Annotated in this window: 19 protein-coding genes; 3 read left to right on the forward strand and 16 right to left on the reverse strand. The window is 35.7% G+C overall.

Annotated elements, in window-relative coordinates; genetic code table 11:
• Positions 1–15 precede the first annotated feature (15 nt).
• From AC5EUN_RS16165 to AC5EUN_RS16175, 3 genes are all read left to right on the forward strand, one after another.
• The gene (locus AC5EUN_RS16165; protein WP_493352426.1) at positions 16–1,548 is read left to right on the forward strand and encodes a TnsD family Tn7-like transposition protein; all 1,533 of its coding nucleotides are present in this window, start codon (positions 16–18) and stop codon (positions 1,546–1,548) included.
• Positions 1,538–3,124 (forward strand): Tn7-like element transposition protein TnsE, encoded by a 1,587-nt coding sequence (locus AC5EUN_RS16170; protein WP_493352427.1) that lies wholly within the window; start codon positions 1,538–1,540, stop codon positions 3,122–3,124. The genes AC5EUN_RS16165 and AC5EUN_RS16170 overlap by 11 nt, the downstream gene beginning before the upstream one ends.
• Positions 3,125–3,839: 715 nt before the next feature.
• Complete coding sequence (locus tag AC5EUN_RS16175; protein WP_493352428.1) at positions 3,840–5,210, forward strand: phosphohexomutase domain-containing protein; 1,371 nt, start codon at positions 3,840–3,842, stop codon at positions 5,208–5,210.
• Between the two features lie 72 nt (positions 5,211–5,282).
• On the opposite strand, the gene galE is transcribed toward AC5EUN_RS16175, so the two are convergent.
• The 16 genes from galE to AC5EUN_RS16255 all read right to left on the reverse strand — a co-directional run bounded on the left by galE (position 5,283) and on the right by AC5EUN_RS16255 (position 22,491).
• On the reverse strand, positions 5,283–6,302 hold the full coding sequence (gene galE, locus AC5EUN_RS16180; protein ID WP_291389331.1) for a UDP-glucose 4-epimerase GalE: 1,020 nt from the start codon (positions 6,300–6,302) through the stop codon (positions 5,283–5,285).
• The gene (gene pgi, locus AC5EUN_RS16185; protein WP_348924035.1) at positions 6,295–7,968 is read right to left on the reverse strand and encodes a glucose-6-phosphate isomerase; all 1,674 of its coding nucleotides are present in this window, start codon (positions 7,966–7,968) and stop codon (positions 6,295–6,297) included. Before pgi ends, galE begins: the two co-directional genes overlap by 8 nt.
• Positions 7,965–9,221, reverse strand: coding sequence for a UDP binding domain-containing protein (locus AC5EUN_RS16190; RefSeq protein WP_279742787.1), 1,257 nt, complete (start codon positions 9,219–9,221; stop codon positions 7,965–7,967). The genes pgi and AC5EUN_RS16190 overlap by 4 nt, the downstream gene beginning before the upstream one ends.
• Positions 9,222–9,240: 19 nt before the next feature.
• A complete protein-coding gene (gene galU / locus AC5EUN_RS16195) occupies positions 9,241–10,113 on the reverse strand; it encodes a UTP--glucose-1-phosphate uridylyltransferase GalU (protein WP_493352429.1) in 873 nt (290 codons plus the stop codon).
• Positions 10,114–10,156: 43 nt separating this feature from the next.
• Complete coding sequence (locus AC5EUN_RS16200) at positions 10,157–12,031, reverse strand: polysaccharide biosynthesis protein (protein WP_493352430.1); 1,875 nt, start codon at positions 12,029–12,031, stop codon at positions 10,157–10,159.
• A 129-nt stretch (positions 12,032–12,160) separates the two neighbouring features.
• The gene (locus AC5EUN_RS16205; RefSeq protein WP_493352431.1) at positions 12,161–13,330 is read right to left on the reverse strand and encodes a DegT/DnrJ/EryC1/StrS family aminotransferase; all 1,170 of its coding nucleotides are present in this window, start codon (positions 13,328–13,330) and stop codon (positions 12,161–12,163) included.
• A gap of 31 nt (positions 13,331–13,361) precedes the next feature.
• Positions 13,362–14,018 carry a NeuD/PglB/VioB family sugar acetyltransferase gene (locus AC5EUN_RS16210; protein ID WP_493352432.1) on the reverse strand — a complete coding sequence of 219 codons (657 nt, stop codon included), beginning with the start codon at positions 14,016–14,018 and terminating at the stop codon, positions 13,362–13,364.
• The gene (locus AC5EUN_RS16215; protein ID WP_493352433.1) at positions 14,011–14,622 is read right to left on the reverse strand and encodes a sugar transferase; all 612 of its coding nucleotides are present in this window, start codon (positions 14,620–14,622) and stop codon (positions 14,011–14,013) included. Before AC5EUN_RS16215 ends, AC5EUN_RS16210 begins: the two co-directional genes overlap by 8 nt.
• Positions 14,623–15,765: a glycosyltransferase family 4 protein gene (locus tag AC5EUN_RS16220; RefSeq protein WP_493352434.1), complete on the reverse strand. Its 1,143-nt coding sequence runs from the start codon at positions 15,763–15,765 to the stop codon at positions 14,623–14,625.
• Positions 15,766–15,769: 4 nt separating this feature from the next.
• Entirely contained in the window at positions 15,770–16,354 is a 585-nt protein-coding gene (locus AC5EUN_RS16225; protein WP_493352435.1) for a hypothetical protein, read from the reverse strand.
• 216 nt (positions 16,355–16,570) lie between these two features.
• A complete protein-coding gene (locus AC5EUN_RS16230; RefSeq protein WP_074964441.1) occupies positions 16,571–17,599 on the reverse strand; it encodes an IS701 family transposase in 1,029 nt (342 codons plus the stop codon).
• Positions 17,600–17,652: 53 nt separating this feature from the next.
• On the reverse strand, positions 17,653–18,228 hold the full coding sequence (locus tag AC5EUN_RS16235) for a hypothetical protein (protein ID WP_493352436.1): 576 nt from the start codon (positions 18,226–18,228) through the stop codon (positions 17,653–17,655).
• Between the two features lie 11 nt (positions 18,229–18,239).
• A complete protein-coding gene (locus tag AC5EUN_RS16240) occupies positions 18,240–19,469 on the reverse strand; it encodes a hypothetical protein (RefSeq protein WP_279742795.1) in 1,230 nt (409 codons plus the stop codon).
• Between the two features lie 3 nt (positions 19,470–19,472).
• Positions 19,473–20,453 carry a polysaccharide pyruvyl transferase family protein gene (locus AC5EUN_RS16245; protein ID WP_493352437.1) on the reverse strand — a complete coding sequence of 327 codons (981 nt, stop codon included), beginning with the start codon at positions 20,451–20,453 and terminating at the stop codon, positions 19,473–19,475.
• A complete protein-coding gene (locus AC5EUN_RS16250; RefSeq protein ID WP_493352438.1) occupies positions 20,450–21,265 on the reverse strand; it encodes a glycosyltransferase family 2 protein in 816 nt (271 codons plus the stop codon). The genes AC5EUN_RS16245 and AC5EUN_RS16250 overlap by 4 nt, the downstream gene beginning before the upstream one ends.
• Entirely contained in the window at positions 21,262–22,491 is a 1,230-nt protein-coding gene (locus tag AC5EUN_RS16255) for a lipopolysaccharide biosynthesis protein (protein ID WP_279742798.1), read from the reverse strand. Before AC5EUN_RS16255 ends, AC5EUN_RS16250 begins: the two co-directional genes overlap by 4 nt.

The raw sequence follows: 22,491 nt of genomic DNA on the forward strand, positions 1-22,491 counted from the left end.
CATGGGATAAGAATCATGTGGAATTTTCCAACACCGCTCCCCGATGAACTAATTTACAGTACCATCGCCCGTGCTGGATTACACCATGGTATTCAAAGTCCTAAACAGCTACTTGATGAGGTCTTCAAAGATAGAAAAGTCGTTGCTACATTAGATTTGCCTAGTCATTTAAATGCTATCGTACATTTATTACAGCGAACTGGTCATTTTAGTTTAATAGACCTAATTTATAAACACACTATGTTTGGCGTATATGCTCCCTTTGTTCAGGAATCCCATCGACAGAAAGCAATCGCTTTAATGGCTGAGCAGGCATCTGGATCTATTCATCTTATGCTTGGTCTGAATGCTTCCCGAGTCCCCAACAACACCAAACTCCACTACTGCCCAATCTGTATACAGCAACAACGAGAAACTTATGGGGAGTATTTCTGGAATAAGGTCTGGTTTCTACCCAACCTTTCAATATGCCTGAAACATAATTGTTCACTTCTGTCTCAGGATTATATTCAACAACAGCATCGACATCTTTTCTTACCCTTATTACCCAATCAAAATCAGGACACTCCTCATCCCTATTACAAGGAAGATTTCATACTAGGGCAAATGGCTGTAGAGTTATTACGACTTGATCCTCAACCAACTCCAAGCCACGAAAAATGGACTAAATTCTATTTGGAAATGGCTGATGCAAAGAATTTTCGTAGAGGGAATCATGTTTGTCATGAGCAAACTTATGAGCAAGTGATTAAGAAATTTACATGCGATTATCTTGATTCTAAAAATTTAGGTATTGATCCTGATCAAGATTCTTCTTGGCTCAAAACTATTTTTAGAAAGCATCGTAAAACCTTTAGTTTTTTAGAACATTGTATTGTATGGTCCTCGTTTATACCTGAGATGGCACCTAAAGACATTCTGCAATATGTCAGCTCGATTCCAGCAAATCTATATTTTGTAAAACGACCTATTTTTGCTGATGATGCCCCCTCTATAAAAAAAGAAGAGATACGACAGAAGTGGCAAGATATCGTACTACTGCAGGGTGTAAAAACTGGCCGTAACATTAAACCAGGTTCAGCAATTTATATGTGGCTTTATAGAAATGATCGAAATTGGCTATTGGCATTTAATTCAAAACATATATCATGCCCCCCAATTAGAAAAAATAAAATAAATTGGTCCATACGTGATTTTTCAATAACCAAAGAATTATTTAAAGTTTTATACCGTTCAAATGATGACTTAGCTTGTCCGAGAATGTCAAAGAGTTGGTTTCTCCATCAATTATCCAAAGGAAATTCCATTTCCAAAAATTTGCACCAACTACCTTTAAGCTCCAAATTTCTTTCAACTTATTCTGAAGATACAATTGCTTATCAAATACGGAGAATTACCCATGCTATGATCAGGCTTGGTTATACAGAATCCAGTACTAAAGATAAATGGCGGATTTTGCGACTTGCAGGATTAAGTAAAGAAAGGATTACGCAAGAAGCCCAAATTTTCCTAAATATGATTTGTGAGAAGAAGATTTATGCATATTAAAAGCTTTCCTTTAGATACATTGATTACAGGCATAGGACAACTATTTAAATATGATGATAAACCCTGGTTTATTAATCTGTGGGGAGAGACCCAAGAGTCTAAAGCAAAATATAACACCTCATTTTCCCACATGCATTTGCTGGCCAAACGTCGAATTATCAACTCCACCAAAAATGAGCATCGAAAGTCTGGATTTCACCTAAAATTTAGATGTCCTTTACCAGCAGAGTGGATGTCTTTTGCCCAGTCTAAATCAAAATTTCAGTTTTTCGGGTTTGATGCTCTGGCAACCTTTTCAAATGAAGCACAAACTGTCAAGCAGGTCCATATTCAATTGCCACAGCTTGAGTTAGCAAGAGCTTTGTTCTTCCGGAATGCTTACCTCACTCGATCTGCGCTTGAGTTGAACGTGCTGGAAGACGACTTTGATATTCAGAACAAGACTGATCATTACCTAATTAATGTTCTTCCATCATGTGAACGTTCACTTGCACTTTCTCATTTTAATAAACCTGGGTTTCGTCGATTCATTGCATATCTACTTCTAAATAAAAATATAAGAGCTTCATATGAAAGCATCGCTCAACAGTGTCAAGCCTTTGAAAGCATTAATAATAAGGTAAGAACATGGAACTTTAGTTTCATTCCTCCAAATTTAACAGACGTAAACATCGAGGCACATGGTTATTACGACAGTTTAACCAATACATTTAAGATTGATGAAATCATTGGCTTTTCTGGGCTCTCTACCCATATTAATAAACCAGTTTATTTTCATAATGATAAATTTTCTAAAGCAGCAAAAAAATCGGGTAATACCAGTACCATACCACCGAAACCGAATCATGCAGAACCCAAACTCAATGATGAGGAAGAAGCAACGCCTAGCAATAAGCCTACTATTGTAGATGGTCCAACCACTTTACTTGATTTTGATGATCCATTTGAAACTGGGAAAGTTGCAGATAAAACTGGCTCAAAAAATGCTGTTATCGTTGATGATGCCCAAGAGTATATTGATGAATTGATCGGCGATGTTAATGCAGATGAACCAGTGATAGGTGGTTCAGTTAAAGCTGGTGATTTTGAGGGTGCAAAGGATCAAACCAATGATGCTCATTTATATCTAGACCGTTTCTCAGCTTTTATACAGATGCTTTATAAACTTGAGGAAAAGTACGGAATTCAATACACACTAACTTTAAAGGTTTTGCCTGAAGTAGAAGGATTTACCAAACATCTAAAGGTTGATGATAACCCACGCTGTATTGCTGAAGTGCATTTTCTTCATCAAGGCCAGCACTTCATTTTACTAGAGGTTGATACATCTGATAATGCGACTCGTCTTTCAACCCAATTATTAAAGCTAAAAGATCTGAACTGTTGGGAAGAAGATTATAAAAAAATTCGTAAATTTGTAGTTCAAAAAACCCTTAATTGGCCGAATAGCTTTATCAAAAAAATAGCAATTCAACACGTCAGATTTAATCATCCACGTATTGATGAGGGTCAAAAAGTCGCTATTGAAGATTTAGAAAGATGGGCAAATCGCATTTATAAGCATCTACATTCTTAGTCTAACTATAACCAAAATTATCTCCGGACATAGATGAAATGTGTTATTTATTGATTTTACTGTATAATTTTTGATAATTAGATTTACTGGAAATCAAACGAGTGTAATTGTAGCTTTAAAAAATTCAACTAGAAAATGTCAAAGGTATATCTAATCGAACTTTTGAACCTGACATCTTACCTAATAAGGCCTAGTTTACTTGTTGTTCCAAACGGTTTTGGAAAGAGCTCTTTTGCTTGCGCCTTTATTAGCTTATTATGAGCCTGAAAGTGAGAATGATATTGCTCTTAGTTGTTCAAATCTTAAGGAGATGTTTTATGTTTACCTTATAAAACATCATAGAACTAATAGCCAGATTATTATTGAGAACCAACATCCACTATTAAATGTTCAACGCCAAATATCATTGACTGTTTTCACAAAAAATCCACATGAAGGGTGCTTTGGTCTTCTTTAGTTTACAACTTTATTGTCTAAAAAAGAATTAAAACCTTGAACTTAGTTTAAGACTTTAATGTAAAATTCTTAATGATCTAATTCTTTAACTCATTGATTTTATTAAATCATAAGTTTAAAACTTTATTGTTCAAACACATCAAGCGACAGGATTTATCTAGAACCAAATATAGAAGGAAAAGTGAGGTTCAGCAAATGCTTACCATATGTTTAAATACCTTAAAGTTGGAAATTATTTTCAGGAATCTCGAGAGATCACATGACTAAACTCACATGCTTTAAAGCCTACGATATTCGTGGAAAATTAGGTGAAGAATTAAATGAAGACACTGCCTACAAAATTGGCCGGGCTTATGGACAGATCTATCAACCTATAACAGTAGTAATCGGTTGTGATATTCGTCTCAGCAGTGAGGGCCTGAAACAGGCCACTATTTGCGGTTTAAATGATGCAGGTGTGAATGTCTTGGATTTAGGCATGACCGGTACGGAAGAAGTTTATTTTGGAGCATTCCACCTGGACGTTCAAGGCGGTATTGAAGTCACTGCCAGTCATAATCCAATGGATTACAACGGCATGAAACTGGTGCGTGAAAATGCCCGCCCGATCAGTGCCGATACAGGTTTAAAAGAGATTCAAGCGCTGGCTGAAACGGGCACTTTCAAAGAGGTTGCAGAAAAAGGCACAAGCAAAAAATATAATATCCTGCCTGAATTTGTCGATCATCTAATGACCTATATTGACCCGAAAAAAATCCGCCCATTAAAACTGGTCGTCAATGCCGGAAACGGTGCTGCAGGGCATGTGATAGATGCAATTGAAGACAAATTTAAAGCTGTAAACATTCCGGTTGAATTTATCAAGATTCACCATGAAGCGGATGGTAACTTCCCAAATGGTATTCCGAATCCAATTCTGGTTGAGAACCGTAATAGCACCCGTGAGGTGGTCATTCAGTATAGTGCGGATATGGGGATTGCTTGGGATGGCGACTTTGACCGCTGTTTCCTGTTTGATGAAAAAGGACAGTTCATTGAAGGTTATTATATTGTTGGCCTTTTAGCACAAGCCTTCTTACTCAAACAATCAGGCGAAAAAATTGTCCATGACCCACGTCTAATTTGGAACACCTTTGATGTCGTAGAGAAATATCAAGGTATCCCTGTTCAGTCTAAATCAGGACATTCCTTTATTAAAGACAAAATGCGTGAGCACAATGCTGTTTATGGCGGTGAAATGTCTGCACACCATTATTTCCGCGATTTTTCTTATTGCGATAGTGGAATGATTCCATGGTTGTTGGTTGTTTCCGTACTGTCTGAAACTGGACAATCATTGTCCTCATTGGTTGAAGAGATGATCACTAAATTCCCTTGCTCTGGGGAAATCAATTTTAAAGTCGCAGATACTCAAATCACGATTCAAAAGCTTTTTGACCATTTCGCAGATCAAAATCCAAGTATTGACCACACAGATGGCGTAAGTTTAGATTTTGGTGCTTGGCGCTTTAACGTACGTGCTTCAAACACAGAGCCCCTGTTACGTTTAAATATTGAAACTCGTTTAGACCAACATCCAAAGCCGATGCAAGACTATGTTGATGAATTGACTCGGTTGATTCAAAATTAATTTCTCGGTTTTAAATATAAAAATAGGCACCTTAAGTGCCTATTTTATTGTGCGGAAAAATATTATAGAAAATTATGCTTTGTAGCCTGTGGGATTCTGCTTTTGCCAATTCCAACTGTCTGCCAACATATCTTCTAGTTTATATTTTGGTTTCCATCCCAGTTCACTCACCGCTCGAGCATTATTCGCAAAAGATGTTGCCACATCACCTGAGCGGCGTGGTGCAATTTCATAAGCAACAGCAATGCCGTTCACTCGCTCAAAAGTATTCTTCACTTCCAGAACAGACGAACCATTACCGGTTCCCACATTCCAAGCTCTACAACCTTTAGCTGCCAAACGATTATTCAATGCACATAAATGCGCATTTGCCAAATCTACAACGTGGATATAATCACGAACACCAGTACCATCAACCGTATCGTAATCATCGCCATAAATTGAAAGTTTTTCACGACGACCAACCGCAACTTGCGTCACATAAGGCATCAAATTATTTGGAATACCTTGTGGGTCTTCGCCAATACGACCACTTTTATGCGCACCAACTGGATTGAAATAACGTAAAAGTGCGATTGACCAACGCCCATCAGCAATAGAAAGCTTTTCTAATAATTGTTCAACAATCAGCTTGGTATAACCATAATTATTGGATGGCATACCTGTTGGCATTAATTCATCCAAAGGAGAAATATTCCCTTCATCATAGACTGTTGCTGAAGAACTAAATACCAAATTAAATACATTGGCACGTTCCATTGCTTGAACCAGCTGTATTGATCCTGAAATATTATTATCAAAGTAAGTCAGTGGTATTTGCTGGCTTTCACCTACCGCTTTTAACCCTGCAAAATGAATCACAGCATCAATAGCATACAGAGAGAAAATTTGATCTAAATCACTTTGATTACGTATATCGCCCTGAATAAACTTAAGCGTTTTTCCAGTTAACTCCTGAACACGTTTTAATGACTCTTCCGAGCTATTTGAGAGATTATCTAAAACAATCACATCATGTCCAGCTTCAAGGAGTTCAACACAGGTATGTGAACCGATATAACCTGCCCCACCAGTCACTAAAATATTAGCCATCTAATTTTCCTAATAAAATTTTTAACAAACCCTGAGTCGAAACATCTAATGCCGATAGATCTTGTTGTTGACGATTTAAAATGGGCAATAACTGGTTGGCAATTTCCTTGCCCTTTTCAACACCCCATTGATCGAAAGGGTTAATATTCCACAGCACCGATTGTACAAATACTTTATGTTCATACATCGCGATGAGCATACCTAAGCTATAAGGATTCAGCTCCTGCATTAAAATTGTTGTGCTTGGTTGATTTCCATCATATTTTTTATATTCAGGCAAAGAGGCTAATTCGCTCTGATCTAGTGCTTGATTGCCAAACGCTAATAAACGTGACTGTGCTAAACAATTGGAAAGTGCCAAATGATGTTGTTCAATTAATGCCTCAGCATTATCCACATAGGTAAACTGATTTGCGTTATAACGTTGTATTGGTGCAATGAAGTCACAACTCACCGAATGTGTCCCTTGATGCAACAGTTGATAAAATGCATGTTGCGCATTCGGTCCCACCTCGCCCCATACAATCGGACAGGTATCCCATTCAACTTTTTCACCATTGCGTTGGATCGACTTACCATTCGATTCCATCTCAAGCTGCTGTAGATAGGATGCAAAGTACTTGAGGCGACCGTCATACGGTAAAACAGCATGGGTTTGAATGTCTAAGAAATTATTATTCCAAGCGCCTAAAAGCCCCATCAAGACAGGAATATTCTGCTCAAAAGGAGCATGTTGAAAATGCTGGTCAATGGCATAAGCACCCGCTAAAAACTGCTTAAATCCATTAACTCCAATAGTTAAAGCAATTGGAAGTCCAATACACGACCATAAAGAATAACGACCACCCACCCAATCCCACAATAAAAATTGATTCTCTGGCGCGATCCCCCAAGCAGTCATTTTTTCAGGCTTGGTCGAGACACCAATAAAATGGTGCTTTAAGGTTTGAGCCTCTTGACCTAATGCTTTTTCAAGCCACAGACGTACCGTTTGCGCATTGGAGAGGGTATCAATCGTACCAAATGACTTTGACGAGATAATAAATAATGTTGTTTCTGGACGCAGCTTATGCAGAAGTTCTGAAAGCTGACTGCCATCTATGGTTGAAACAAAATGCAGATTTAAAGGCTTTTGTGTCGATTTTTTAAAGTCAGATAATGCATGGCTGACCATCAGTGGTCCTAGGTCAGATCCCCCCACACCAATATTCACCACATCTTGAATCACTTCACCCGTCGCACCCCGATATTGGCCCTCGTGAATTTTGTTGACCAATGCATACATTTTTTGCAGTTGTTCATGAACCTGATCGGCAATAGCTTGATGCTGTTGATCACATTTTGGTAAACGTAACGCCCAATGCATGGCTGAACGGTGTTCAGTATAGTTAATCGCTGTACTTGAAAATAAGGTTTTAATCCAATTGGTTAAATCTCGTGCCTGCGCCCACTGTACTAAAGAATCAACTACGGTTCGATCAATACGATGTTTACTAAAATCAAAAATAATCGGCTCTAATACGACAGAGAGCTGCTCAAAACGAGTCGAATCATCTGCAAAAAGATCATTCAGATGATGCTGTTCAAAATGATCTTTCAAGCCCTGCAGTCGGGCAATGGCTGTATTAATATCTTCAACGGGATATGGTTTATTTTGATGCTTCATCGCCCTACTCCCTGATAGGCAAAGCCTTGGGCTTTGACATAGCATGGATCATAAATATTGCGACCATCTAGAATCAGTGGGTGCTGCATTTTTTTGAGTAGTTCTGGATAATTAGGGCTACAATACTGCTTCCAAGCGGTTAATAAGCACAAAGCATGTGCTCCCTCAACTGCTTCATATTGATCGGTACAGTAAATCAAATCTTCTCGATGCCCATAATGCTTTTCAATTTCTGCCAATGCCTGAGGATCATGCAATTTGACCACCATATTTTGTGCCCAAAGCGCTTTTAACATGGCATGAATTGGAGACTGCTGAATGCGAGAAGTGTTTTCTTTAAATGATGCACCCCAAATCGCAACAACTTTACCCGCTAAATCCCCATGATAATAATTCCATAATTTACGAAAGAGAATTTCTTTTTGCTGCTCATTGATATCCCAAACTTGTGCCAATAATTGGCTCTTCGCTCCAGTCCCCGAAACAGTATTTGCCAATGTTAAGACATCATGAGAGAAGTTTTCACCGCCAAAGCCAGCACCTGGATAAAGATATGAAGCCCCGATTCGACTATCCGCCGCCAAGCCTTGACGTACATACTCAATATCGATACCTAGCTTTTCAGCCACCACAGCTAAATCGTTAATATAACTGATGCGGGTTGCCAACATGCCTGAAACACTAAGTTTAGTAAACTCGGCATCTAAAACGGGCATAAACAAATATTGTTGTTCTCTTGGAAATAATGGGCGAAGTAACTCTCGAATTTTAATTTGACTCGTTTCACTTGAACAGCCCACTGTCAGTTGTTTTGCCTGCACTAGGCTTTGTAAAGCATTACCTTCTTGGATTACGTCAGGCAAATACACCCAATCATCGTCCGATAATATTTTTTCAAATTTTTCAGTGCCATGTAACCCTAAAGTCGAGGCATTGATCATCAATTTAGGATGAATAATAGGCCGCTGTTTGAGTTCTTTTAAAATTTCAATGCCTTGTGATTCTTCTGTCGGACTCAGACTAAAAAAGTAAGCATCGATATCGAGAGGAATCGCATTAAAATTGCAGTATTGCAGAAATCCACTTTTTTCTTGCTTATGGAGTAGATTGATCACAGCATCATCTTGGGTATAGGCTTGCTCTGAAGCCGACCTTTTTAAGATATCGCACCAAAAGACCTGATGTCCACATTCAGCTAGCAATGCCGCCATAACACCTGAATACAGGGTTTGTCCAAATACTGCAACTTTCATAAGAGTTTCCCGCTGATCATTAAAGCTCTTGGATAAGCGCTTTAAATGCCTCACCCAAAGTCGGGTGATCAACCCCATAATGTAGAACGGCTTTTAAATAACCCAGTTTACTACCACAATCAAAAGTTTGACCTTTCATACGATAGGCTTCAACCGTATTGGTCTGTTGTAGCATGGCAATTGCATCGGTTAATTGAATTTCGTTACCTGCACCTTTCGGTGTTTGTTCCAAAAGTTGCATAATCTCAGCGGGCAAAATATAGCGTCCGACCACGGATAAATTAGACGGTGCTGAACCCACTGCTGGTTTTTCAACAATACCTTGCATCACTACACTTTGACCTTCATTGGGTACAGAAGCTACATCAACAATACCATACTGATCAACCAAATGGTCAGGCACCGCTTCAACCATAATTTGTGAAGCATGTGTTTCATTGAAACGCTGAATCATTAAGCTCAAATCATTAGTTAGATCAGCATCTTTAACTAGAACATCAGGTAACAGCACAGCAAAATCATCATTTCCCACAATCGACTTTGCACATAAAACTGCATGTCCAAGTCCTAAGGGTTGCGGCTGGCGCACACTGACTACGCTGACATGTGCGGGCAGAATATCCTTAATCTCTTTGAGTAAATCAAATTTTTGCTTCTGCTCGAGCGTTGTTTCAAGCTCAAAGTTACGATCAAAATAGTTTTCAATCGATGCTTTAGATGAATGCGTGACTAAAATGATCTGCTCAATACCCGCCGCTACAGCTTCTTTCACAACGTACTCAATCGCTGGGCGGTCAACGACTGTCACCATCTCTTTCGGAATAGACTTACTTGCAGGTAAAAAACGGGTGCCAAGACCCGCAACAGGAAGAATGGCCTTTTTAATTGTCATCATAAATCCAAATATGTAAGTTCATAAACTATTAAATTAAGGCTTAGTTTACCTTAACTTCTCGACTTCGGTGATACCCATCGACATAATGCTCAAGTTGAGACAATGCCCAGTCAATGTCTTGATCAATTGCAGTTAAGCCATAAATGCGTTCGAAAATCGGCAATAATTCATCTAAAGAGAAATGCTTTTCAAATGAACGTAAGATTCGACTATGCTCAGTTAACTGTGTATCTTCATGATCAATTAGTAACTCTTCATATAACTTTTCACCTGGACGTAATCCAGAGTATTCAATGGCAATGTCGCCAATATCCGACCCTTCTTCACGCATTTTTAAGCCACTCAACGCGATCATTTGACGTGCTAAATCTTGAATACGAACAGGCTCTCCCATGTCCAGTAAGAATACATCTCCGCCAGCACCTAGAGCACCAGCCTGAATGACTAACTGTGATGCTTCTGGAATAGTCATAAAATAACGCGTCACTTCAGGGTGTGTCACTGTAATTGGGCCACCTTTTGCTATCTGCTGTTTGAACAGAGGAACAACTGAGCCTGAAGAACCTAATACATTCCCAAACCGGACAATACTAATTTGAGTTTGCTGCTGTGCTTCTGCCATCGCTTGACAGTACAGCTCAGCCATTCGCTTAGACGCTCCCATTACATTGGTCGGACGAACAGCCTTGTCTGTTGAAATCAGTACAAAAGTCTCTACACCTTTTTTAATCGCAGCATTCACACTAAAGGCTGTACCAATAGAGTTATTTTTTAGTCCCGCAATGGGATTACACTCGACCAATGGAACATGCTTATAAGCCGCTGCATGGTATACAGTTTGTACATTATACTGCTCAATCACACGCTCAAGTTTAGCTTCGTCGAGGACTGTTCCTAAAATCGGAATAATTTCTACTTGTGACTTAAGACGTAACTCTTTATCAATACTATACAGCGCAAATTCACTAAGCTCATAAATAACCAATTTCTGCGGGTTATTCTTTATAATTTGTCGACAAAGTTCTGAACCAATAGAACCACCTGCCCCTGTGACCATCACTACTTTATGTTGAATATTTTTGGCCAATAATTCAGGGATCGGCGGAACAGGGTCACGTCCAAGTAAATCAATAATGTCTACTTCTCGGATGTCTGAGACTTTAATGTCGCCATCTACAAGCTTGGTAAGGCCAGGAATTTCGGTAATTTTAATATGTGCAGGTTCAAGAAATTGAACTATTTCACTTTTGCGCGTACGCCCTACAGATGGTAAAGCAATGAGAATTTCATCAACTGTTTCTCTTTCCAGACGTTTAAGCGCATGTTCAGCATTATAAACTTTTAAACCACCAATAATTTGCCCTGATAACGACTGTTCATCATCAATAAAAAATAAAGGAAAATGTTCATCTGAACGATTCAACATTGCCGCAATTTGTTGGCCTGCATATCCAGCCCCATAAATCACGATTTTTCTTTTTGGAATATCAGTCTGCAAACATGCCCGCACAATAAATCGAATAACACCACGACTGAACCAAACCCAAGAAAACATAAAGAAACCAAACATCAAAGGAATTGATGTCGGAATAAAAGCCTCTGTACAATATGCCAGCCCGAAAAGTCCAAGGACGGTTAACCCTGTTGCAATCGCTAAGCGTGTAAAGAACACCTCATTGAATGTACGAACAATAAAATTATATGTTCCACAAATCAATAACATAGTTATTGCTAAAACACTTACCCAGAGTGATCCGAATGAGATATTAGGAACAACTTCTGCCCCTAGGTTAAATTCACGTAATGCGTAGCTCAACCAAATCAAGACAGGAAAAACTAAAAAATCCAAAAGGATTAAAAATAATTGTTTGGCATATCGTGGCGATGTAACCAAAGGCAGAATGACTGATTTCACAGGGTGAGTCTTCTCTATGCTATTTATATAAGTAAACTAAATGTGTTTTTAAGTTATTTGCTACCCACAAACAAATGTAAAAATGTAAAGTGAATGCAAAACCGAAGCATTCACTTTACATCAGAGCATTTAAATTCTAGTAAGTACTTGTTCAATAGCAGAAATAGTTTGATTAATACTATCTTCACTCAAAGTTGGATGAACTAAAAACATTAAACTATTTTCACCTAGTTTTTGTGCGTTCTGAAGTCGTTGAGTAGGGCGCCAAGGCGTATTGTCAAAAGCATGCTCTAAATACACTTCTGAACAAGAACCACTAAAGCAAGGAACACCTAATTCAGCAATTTCATTCATAATACGATCACGAGACCACCCTTCCGGTAATTGATCTACATTTACTTGAACATAACACTTATAAGCAGCATGTACATAATCATTCGAAGGCTGAAAAAAGGTTATATATGGGGTCTTTTCAAATGCTGAATAAATGCGCTGCATATTTTGATTACGAATTTCAGTCCATTCAGTCATTTTTTTCAATTGAATGCGACCAATAACCGCTTGCATTTCCATCATACGCCAGTTGGTACCAAAAGAGTCATGTAGCCAACGAAAACCTGGTGGATGCTGCTTGTTATAAATACTATCGAAGTTTTTGCCATGATCTTTATAAGACCACATTTTTTTCCACAACGCTTCATCATTGGTGGTGACCATGCCGCCTTCACCACCCGTTGTCATAATTTTATCTTGGCAGAAAGACCAGGCAGAAATATGCCCAATAGAACCCGCAGGTTTGCCCTTATATTGTGCGCCATGTGCTTGCGCACAATCTTCAATCACATATAAACCACGCTCAGCTGCAAGTTGCATGATTGGATCCATATCACACATCCAACCTGCCAAATGGACACAAATAATCGCTTTAGTATTGGGCGTTAGTACAGCTTCAATTGTCCGAGCCGAAATATTTTGTGAATCCAACTCAACATCTGCGAATATAGGATTAGCACCAGCAGTCACAATTGAGCTGGCAGAGGCTAAAAATGTCCGCGAAGTAACAATAACATCATCACCGGCACCAATATTTAAAGCCTTTAATGCAACATCAAGCGCTACTGTCCCATTTGCTAAAGCCACTGCATATTGTGTTCCTGCAAATGTTGCGAATTCTTTTTCAAACTCACGGCATTCTTGCCCTGTCCAGTAGTTGACTTTATTCGACAATAAAACCCGGGAAACCGCATCCGCTTCTTTCTGGGTAAAACTTGGCCATGGTTCAAATGCAGTATTTAACATGATGTTTCCTGAATTTTTAAAATTTAAAAGCTTATTTTTTCTCTAAAATCCGTGCCGGATTACCAACGACCGTCACGCCCGGTGGCACACTTTTGGTGACGACAGCGCCCATGCCCACCACTGCCCCCTTACCAATCATTAAAGGTTGGTCTGGTGTGCCCTGTTTAATCACGGCACCTGTACCAATATAGGCATGGTCTTCAATATGGATATTGCCATTGCATTTTACACCTGGCGCAAAGGTAACGTAATCTCCAATCACACAGTCATGCTCAACATAACTATATAAATTGGCATGAAAGCATTTGCCAATCTTAATATTAGAAGTGAGAGTCACAAACGGACTTAAAGCAGCACCGGGGGCAATTTCTATTGCATCCATACGCACGACATTATCTGCCTGAACCGTCCATAGCTCAATTGCATCTTGTTCAAGTTTTTTAGCTATTTTTTCACGAATCTGACTATTGGCAATCGCAATGAGAACTGTCTTTTTATCCGCCTTTAGATTTTTAAATGCTGCATAATTTAATGCGATATGACCATTGATCATTATTTCTTCGATCAAGCTGTCATCAATAAAATAGATTTCGGCATTTATATTCTGACGCTGTAATTGCTGGCGGGCGACTGGCATCAAACTGCGTCCACAACCTGAAGCACCATACACCGCATAGATTTCAGTCATGAAGATTATCCGTCTTTGTACCGGTAAATTTGGTCATGGTCGCTTCACCCTCGGCACTGATATCATCTTTTGCTAAAACTTTATGTACGGTTTTAAACATGATTTTAAAGTCGAGCCAAGTGGATCGATTTTCCACATACCAGGTATCCAGCTTGAATTTTTCTTCCCAGCCTATGGCATTGCGGCCATTGACCTGTGCATGACCGGTCATACCCGGGCGCACGTCATGGCGTTTGGCTTGTTCAGGGCTGTAAAGCGGCAGGTATTCCATCAGCAATGGGCGTGGGCCGACTATACTCATATCACCTTTAATCACATTCCATAGTTCCGGCATTTCATCCAGACTGGTAGAACGCAGCATTTGTCCAAAAGGCGTTAAGCGTTCACTGTCCGGCAGTGGATTGCCCTGTTCATCCACAGCATCTTTCATAGTTCGGAACTTGATCATTTCAAAAGGCTTGCCATGTAAACCGGGACGCACCTGACGGAATAAGAGGGGAGATCCCAGATTTTTTTTCACCTTGTAAGCGACAAAAGCATATAAAGGTGACAATAAAATTAAAGCTGTAGTCGCAATTATAATATCGAGTAAACGTTTTAGCATTTAGATCAAACCCATTTCTTGCATCATATGTGTGTTTACCTGATGTACATCGTATTTATGAAGTGCGATTTGTCGGGAGCGACTTCCCATTTTAGCGATAAGCTCTGGCTGAAGAATGAGTTTCTCCATTGCTTTTACTAAACTTTCCACGGATTTTACTTCAACCAGAAAGCCGTTATCGCCATCGGTAACAGTTTCACGACAACCTGGTGCATCCGTGGTTATAATTGCCCGACCCATTGCCATGGCCTCTAAAACGGTACGGGGTGTGCCTTCACGATACGATGGCAACACATACACCGAGCTTTCTGCAATTGCAGGGCGAACATCGGATAGTTTACCCCAGTAGTTTAATGTATTACCGGCTATCCATTGATCCAATTCTTGCTGGCGAATGGCCGACGGATTTTCATCAATCCAACCTACCAGATTAAATTCCACATGCGGATATTTATGTTTGATGATTTTTGCTGCTTCGGCATATTCACGGATACCTTTATCTACCAGTAGACGAGCAATCAGTAAAAAGGAGATTTTTATTTTTTGATCAGCCGTGACAGGTAAAGGTAATACATTAAAGTCGGCAACATTAACCCCAGAACCGTTCACTACCACTGTAGGTATTTGAGCTTTTAGAAGCTTTAAATCATGAAAAAGTTTTAGGTCATCCGGGTTTTGGAAAAATGCCTTATGACTGCATGATAATGCCTGCTGGTATAAACCATGAACCACTTGCTGAAAAATACTACGCTTACTCTGAGTTTCTACATTTTGAAATGCATAACCTAAACCTGTAATTAAAGCGTACCGATTTGGCACTTTTGCCAGCCACGCAGCCAGTGTTCCGTAAATCACCGGCTTAATCGTATAAGATAGAACATAATCAGGTTTGATTTTTTTTATAAGCGTATATATGCTCAATAAAGTTTTTAAATCGGATGCTGGATTGGTACCTGTACGCTGCATGGAAACATCATGTACGAAATAACCTAAAGCTAAAAGTTTTTCATGCTCGGCAGAAAAAGAAATCAGATCAGGTGCAATAATATGAATTTCATAACCTTGTTGATGGATCGCTTCAAGCAACTTTCCACGGAAGTTTAAGACTGAAGGGAGGAAGCTAGAGATAATTAAAAATTTCATTCTATTACTCAATTTTCAAATTATTTTTTACAATTCTAAACTTACCACTTTTTTCTTTTGCAATATTGTCAACATAGGTAATATTAATACCAATTTTTTCCCCAACACGTTCGCGTAAAGAAGAAATAAACTTATTTTCTTCCAATTTGTTGAATTTATTATTTTTTACAATAAATAAATCAAGAGAATCATAATTATCTTGTAAAATTTGAAAACAAATTATTCCTTCAACATCTTTTGTTGAATTACTAAGATTGCCTAGGTTAACTTTTCCACATTCTTCAGAATAAATATAATCAGTTGTTCGTCCTTGAATGCTTTCAATAATTGGAAATTTTGAACCACAAGCACAAAACTCCATACTAGAACCTAATTCTACCGAATCCCCTATTCGGTATCTTACTAAAGGCGTTCCATGTGTAGTAAAGGAGGTAACCAATAATTCACCTTTACTAGAAGGTTTTAATTCACTATCTACTACTTCAAAAATCCCTGTTAAAGGATGTAAATGCAACTTTCCTTGATCGCATTCGAGTATAAAGGGTGCACCTTCAGAAGAGGCATATTGATCAACTAATTTACACCCCATAATCTCACCAATGACCGTACGATGTTCCTGTAATACAGTTTCAGCTGTTGGGAAAAATACCTTTACAGGTGTTTCAAGCTTTAATCCCCTAGACTTAGCTATTTTACAAAGCTCATATACACTTGAAGGAAATCCTACAATAAACTCTGGTTTAAATTTATTTAAATCCTGCCAATAAATATCAAAATTTTCTACATTAATAGGACTTACGCACTGTTATTTATAGACTCTCTGTGGTAGCAGATGATTTTTATCGAGAATAAAGTCATCAATGAAGTTTTTGATCATTGGTCTAAATAATTTCTTCTGCCAACGATATACATTTGCAAAGATCCCCTCAAACTGGTTCTTTTGTATCTCAACGTAGGCCATCAAGGCTGAAAAAATATGATTCAAAATCAGTTTAGATCGTCTTACTTGAAACTTTTCAATATGACAAACCTGTTTAATCACTCGGTGATATTGTTCTATTTTCCAATGACTTGAATGTAATTCATGAAAACCCTCAAAGGACAATAAATCATCTTCATCTTGATGCACAATATAAAACCTCTGCTGTTCTTTTAACTGAGTCTTAAATAATTGTACAAAGCCAAAATCTTTGAGCCAGACCACTTGACCCTGATGGAAATTCGGCAATAAACGCAGTTGAAACCATTGTCCTTTTTCTGGGGAAACCTTACGGTTACAGTCGATACCAAACATAAATCGAATACCATGTTTTCTTATGGTTTTTAGATTTGCAGTCGATGAATACCAACTATCACCTGTAATAAATTGAATCTTTGCACCCCAACTAAGTACTTCACTTAACATATCCATAAAGTAATCATTCTTGGTTTTACCCTCAGATTTGTCATAAATTCGGAAATTAATTGGAATATTTTGACCATTCTGATCTGTCGCATACAAGGTAATGAGATTAATCCCCTTGACGGATCGGTGGTGTTTGCCTGACCAAAAATAGCCAACCAAGTCCATATGTTGACTATATGGTTTATCTAAAACAGTATCATCAATACTGACTATAAGTTTATTATTATCAATATGTTGAATTGCTTCTTGATATAGGTCGTGAGGTGTGTAGTCTTCACGCTCTAGAAAGCGATTTACACTATCATGCGAGATATTATAAGTCTCGGCAAGTTGTGTGCAGCTAATAGAGTTCGGTTCTGTCATGAGAAAGCCCATATAAATGGGTAGAGTACAAGTTGCTGTAGAAGCATTTTTAATTCGTCTGATCACAGATACTTTATAAAGTATTTTAATACTTTTTTGAATCCGTCAATGCGTAAGTCCTAATTAATTAAAAAAGTTGAATAAAACCTAATTTTATTTATAAAATCATAATGAAAACAACGGCTTTTTCGCAAGTCCGATTTTGTAATAAGATTTTTCCCAGAAAACCATGCCGTTTTTTTCCCTAAAGTATAACCATGTTTAGCACGAAAATGATCAAGTATTGCAAAACGCTCCTGCATATCTTCTTGAGTATAAATCACTTTCATAGAAGCACCCGTAGTACCTCCTGTTAAGCTAATAATACCTTTAGCCTCGTCAATAGTTTTTATATCATTTAAATTATTAATAAGATCAACCTTATTTAAAGGTGGAATATCACTAAAATTCATATTTTTATATGTAGAATACCACTTAGATTTATTTACAGAGTAATTTAGGAAATTATCCTTTTTTTCATTAATAGCCAATTGCAAATCATTACTATTTAAAAAATCAGCCTTTTTATAATACTCTCTAAACTCGTCGTATTTTCCACCATGTCGCATAATATAATTTTTATTATTTAAAAAACTTATAATGCAATTCTGCAAAAAATGAGGAATGAACGAAAAAAACTTATACTTTAAACTCATATAATGCACCTTTAATTCTTACTAGAATTAATTCTCTTTGCGAAATAAATAACAACAAAAACAATACTTAACATAAACCAATATTCTCTTTTCCTAAGATGATTTGTATAAGACCAAGAAACCATCAAACCTATAAACAAGGGAAGAAAATAATAAAAAAAATCTCTATATTGACTTTTATGCAAATATTGTGTATTAAAAATGCTATACAAAATAAAAAACATTGAAATAAAATAAAAAATAGCTCCTAATAATCCTGACGTTGCGATTATTGACATATAACTTGAATGTATTTCAAAACCAAAATCAGTGAGCTCCACATTTCCAAGACCAATTCCTACTAATGGAGACTCATTAAAAGCATCTTTTAATGCTAAAATATTTTCACTTAGAAAACCAGTTTTAAAGTCTTCAACAGAATCTTGAGAAAATTTACTTTCAGCACGCCAACTCAAACCTTCTACATTCTCCTTAGCCCAAAGGAATAAGATGTAAAAAATAGGAAAAAAAATACCAACAATAAGACTTGAATATAAAAATAATTTCTTATTTAAATAACTTTTAGAGAAAAATAGCTTAAAATAGAGCAAGCCATAACCTATTAAAAATCCTAAAATTGCAGCTCTTTTAAAAGTTAAAATAAGTGCAGAAAAAATAATAAGAGTAAACAATATGTTTCTAGAATTAAAACTAATTATTTTTGACAAAAGCAAACTTAAAATTATTGCTAAATGCACTCCCAAAAATGAGCCCGCTTGACCAGTATTTCTGAAAGTTCCAGTTAATCCCCCAATGTTTCTAGAAAACACATTAAAAAATAAAAAATCCAATATAAATACTAATGATAAACAACCTAATAAAAAAACATAAGAATTAAAAAAGGACTTCAATATACTGTCTGGAAAATCCTTTAAAATATTCATTATTGATATGGATAACAAAACTCCTAATAGAATAGCTATTATTTCAACTACAGACCTTTGTGGTGAGAAGGCAAATATGGCACTTAATAAAAAAATAAAAAACAAAGGCAATAATGTTATATAATATTTATTTATATAAATATTTTTTTTTATCCCATAAAAAGAAAAATAAATAAAGATTAGTAATGCCGCTATACCATCAGCTAAAGCAATCCTATCAGCAGAAGACTCTATCGCCCCGCTACCTGAAGTTCTTAAAATTGATGACATTAAAATATATAATAATATCATCCCTGAAAAAAAATAATATTTTTGCATATATTAATTACTTAGAAAATTATTCCACATATTGAGCCCATTTAATGATAATTCAGTCATATTATTAGACTCAATTACTCCTAGATTTAATGAATAATTAATTGCCTTTTCAAAAGAATACGGGCTAATAAATTTTAGATTTGCCTCATCAAAAGAATAATTAATATCAGTTAAAAAGTCTTTGCATTTTTCATGATGAACAGACATTAGAAATGGAATATTTAATTTATGACTTAATATTGCTCCATGAAGCCTATCAGATATTATAAATAAATTTTCCGACAAACTACATATTGTTTTTTCAACAGTCTCATGAATAAATACTTCACAAGTAAAATCATACTCATTAATTTTAGAACAAATTAGATTACCTAATGTTATATCTTGCGGCATTATTGATTGAAATATATACACATTAATAACTATATCTTTATCAAAAAAATCTTTAATACTATGCATAATTTTATCTAAATTGTGAATATTAGAACCCAAGAAACCTACTTCTGTTATAATTATTCCTAAAGATTTCTTTCTATTATTTTTTATATCCTTTATATCATACGCATATGCTAAATCTGAAGTATAGTAGCATTGAGAATTAAGCTTCTTAACAATATTATAATCTTTCTTACTACGGATACCTATAAATCCCATCTTAGCTATTAAGCCAACATCAATATTATCTGAGTTATGTAAACCCACACCAATAGCACTGTATTTATTTTTTTTAAAATTATGAATTATTTTTTCAAAATTTCTAACACTCAAACCGCCTACATTTCCTAAAATTGACCCACCAGCTAATGTAATACTTGAGCTTTCATCTATCTTAAATATTCTTGTTACAAATTTAGAAAATTTACCATTATTTGATAATTCAATATGATAATTTATATTATTAGCAGTACAATAATTTTCCATTACTGCAACAAATAAGTCATCACCAAAATTCTTAAATCCATAATAACCAGTAATAAGATTCATAGTATTTTTCCCATTTTTCTAACTTCTCTAAATATACCCTTTATCAACCCAAAAATTAACCCTATTATACAATAAATTTTTATTTTAATAGTGGATCTCCTATTTTTCAAGATTTTAAGAAGCGAGTAATTAGCACCTTTTGTCATCATTAGAGTATTTGAGCTAAGACCATTTCCACTTAGATATGCATGTTTAAATAGATATGAACCACTTTTAGAAAGTTTTGCAGCCTTCCCTTCAAGCATAATAATCCTTCTCCAACAATCAACATCTTCAGCATATCTCATATTTTCATCAAATAAATGTTTTAATATTATCTCTTTTTTAACACATACTGAAGATGTACTATAAGGGTTAAAAAAAATCGCATCTTTAATACTAATAGGCTTGATATAATTTTCTTCCTTTATATTTTCATATCTTTTCTGTTTAAATTCAAATTTATCACAAACTTCAGCATGCCCACCTATTATATTTAAGTTTCTTGATTTACAAATATTATAAATTTCATATGCTCTATTTTTACACCACCCATCATCTGCATCTAAAAAAAATAAATATTCACCTAATGCTTCTTTAATTCCATTAATACGAGTTCTTGCTGGGCCAGAATTAATATTATTCCTAAGCACCTTTACATTAGAAATTCCATTAACCCTATTTAAAAGCATGAAATAATCCCCATCATTACCCTTATCTTCTATAAATATAATCTCTACTTCAGGATCATCTTGGTAATCATTTAAAACTACATCCAATATACCCAAAGACTCTCCATTATTATAAAATGGAATTATGATGCTAAATTTCACTCAACTCTCTCTACTAAATAACGTGAAGAAAAAAAGAAACATATACTTAATAAAAAATAACTAAATACAGTTACATAAGCAAAAACCTCTACACCATAATATGGTTGAAATGAAAATATTAAAATTACATGCAATATTGCAATGAAAAGCATTATGTACACCTTGGTATAAAGATCCTTTTTTCTAATATGAATGGATGACATTGGGGTAATAACAAATGCAAATGGAATAAGAAATGCGAGTATTTTTATTAACTTTATACTTTCAAAATAATTTTCCCCAAAAAAATATTTTACAATAAGTGGGCTTAATAAATAAAAACACAATGTCGTAAAACATCCAGAAAAAAACATTATAATATTAGATTTTTTTATTATTTCTTTTAATAATTTCTTATCATTATAAAAAACCTCATTAATTCTAAGCGCAAAAACTTTCTGAAACAGAATTGTTGGAAACATTAATACCACAGTGATTAACAATACAGGAATATTAAAAAGACCAACATACTTAATATCATAGAAATAAGGTATGATTAATGAATTACTTTGTAAGTAAACCAAATATAAAATTCCAGAAGCACTATACATCCAACAATTTTTAAAAACATCTAAACTATTATAGATAGTATCTTCACTTTTATATTTTTTTATTTTTTTGAAAAAATAGTAGACAGGAAAAATACAAGATACAAAGTATACTAACCCAATATACAATAAATCAATAAGCCCTAAAACAATCAAACCTAGCACAAGCAGTAATCTTAAAAATGGTGCGAAACACCTCCAAAATATATAATTTAATGTATCTTTATTAATAATATTAATAGAATTAATTAAATCAATTGCCACCTGTGATAATATAAAAAATGTGATTAAAAAATAAACTAAATAACTTCCTTCTACATAAATAACACAAAACAATACATGAAAAATCAAAGATATTAAAAACGTTATTTTTATGAAGTTTAAAGATGGCACAACCCAATATATAAAATTTTCTGGTTTTTTAGCACTACATTTAATCCAAAAATTTTGAACTCCTGCTCCTACTACTGGCATGATTAATAATATAAAATTTAAATATAAAGAGAGTTGACTGTAATCCTCTATACTTAAATTTCTCGCATATATTATTTGCAATATAAAATTTAAAAAAGCAGCTCCGACTGTTGAAAAAACAATTAAAGCTGCTTTTAATATATAGCTTTCTTTCAGTCTATTCAT

The sequence above is a fragment of the Acinetobacter sp. CAU_H_S170_2 genome, from assembly GCF_058890445.1.

Bases quoted from the DNA above. Each gene is read 5' to 3' on its own strand.
- AC5EUN_RS16165 (WP_493352426.1), top strand. From the start codon at position 16: ATGTGGAATTTTCCAACACCGCTCCCCGATGAACTAATTTACAGTACC.
- AC5EUN_RS16170 (WP_493352427.1), top strand. From the start codon at position 1,538: ATGCATATTAAAAGCTTTCCTTTAGATACATTGATTACAGGCATAGGA.
- AC5EUN_RS16175 (WP_493352428.1), top strand. From the start codon at position 3,840: ATGACTAAACTCACATGCTTTAAAGCCTACGATATTCGTGGAAAATTA.
- galE (WP_291389331.1), bottom strand. From the start codon at position 6,302: ATGGCTAATATTTTAGTGACTGGTGGGGCAGGTTATATCGGTTCACAT.
- pgi (WP_348924035.1), bottom strand. From the start codon at position 7,968: ATGAAGCATCAAAATAAACCATATCCCGTTGAAGATATTAATACAGCC.
- AC5EUN_RS16190 (WP_279742787.1), bottom strand. From the start codon at position 9,221: ATGAAAGTTGCAGTATTTGGACAAACCCTGTATTCAGGTGTTATGGCG.
- galU (WP_493352429.1), bottom strand. From the start codon at position 10,113: ATGACAATTAAAAAGGCCATTCTTCCTGTTGCGGGTCTTGGCACCCGT.
- AC5EUN_RS16205 (WP_493352431.1), bottom strand. From the start codon at position 13,330: ATGTTAAATACTGCATTTGAACCATGGCCAAGTTTTACCCAGAAAGAA.
- AC5EUN_RS16210 (WP_493352432.1), bottom strand. From the start codon at position 14,018: ATGACTGAAATCTATGCGGTGTATGGTGCTTCAGGTTGTGGACGCAGT.
- AC5EUN_RS16215 (WP_493352433.1), bottom strand. From the start codon at position 14,622: ATGCTAAAACGTTTACTCGATATTATAATTGCGACTACAGCTTTAATT.
- AC5EUN_RS16220 (WP_493352434.1), bottom strand. From the start codon at position 15,765: ATGAAATTTTTAATTATCTCTAGCTTCCTCCCTTCAGTCTTAAACTTC.
- AC5EUN_RS16225 (WP_493352435.1), bottom strand. From the start codon at position 16,354: ATGGGGTGTAAATTAGTTGATCAATATGCCTCTTCTGAAGGTGCACCC.
- AC5EUN_RS16235 (WP_493352436.1), bottom strand. From the start codon at position 18,228: ATGAGTTTAAAGTATAAGTTTTTTTCGTTCATTCCTCATTTTTTGCAG.
- AC5EUN_RS16240 (WP_279742795.1), bottom strand. From the start codon at position 19,469: ATGCAAAAATATTATTTTTTTTCAGGGATGATATTATTATATATTTTA.
- AC5EUN_RS16245 (WP_493352437.1), bottom strand. From the start codon at position 20,453: ATGAATCTTATTACTGGTTATTATGGATTTAAGAATTTTGGTGATGAC.
- AC5EUN_RS16255 (WP_279742798.1), bottom strand. From the start codon at position 22,491: ATGAATAGACTGAAAGAAAGCTATATATTAAAAGCAGCTTTAATTGTT.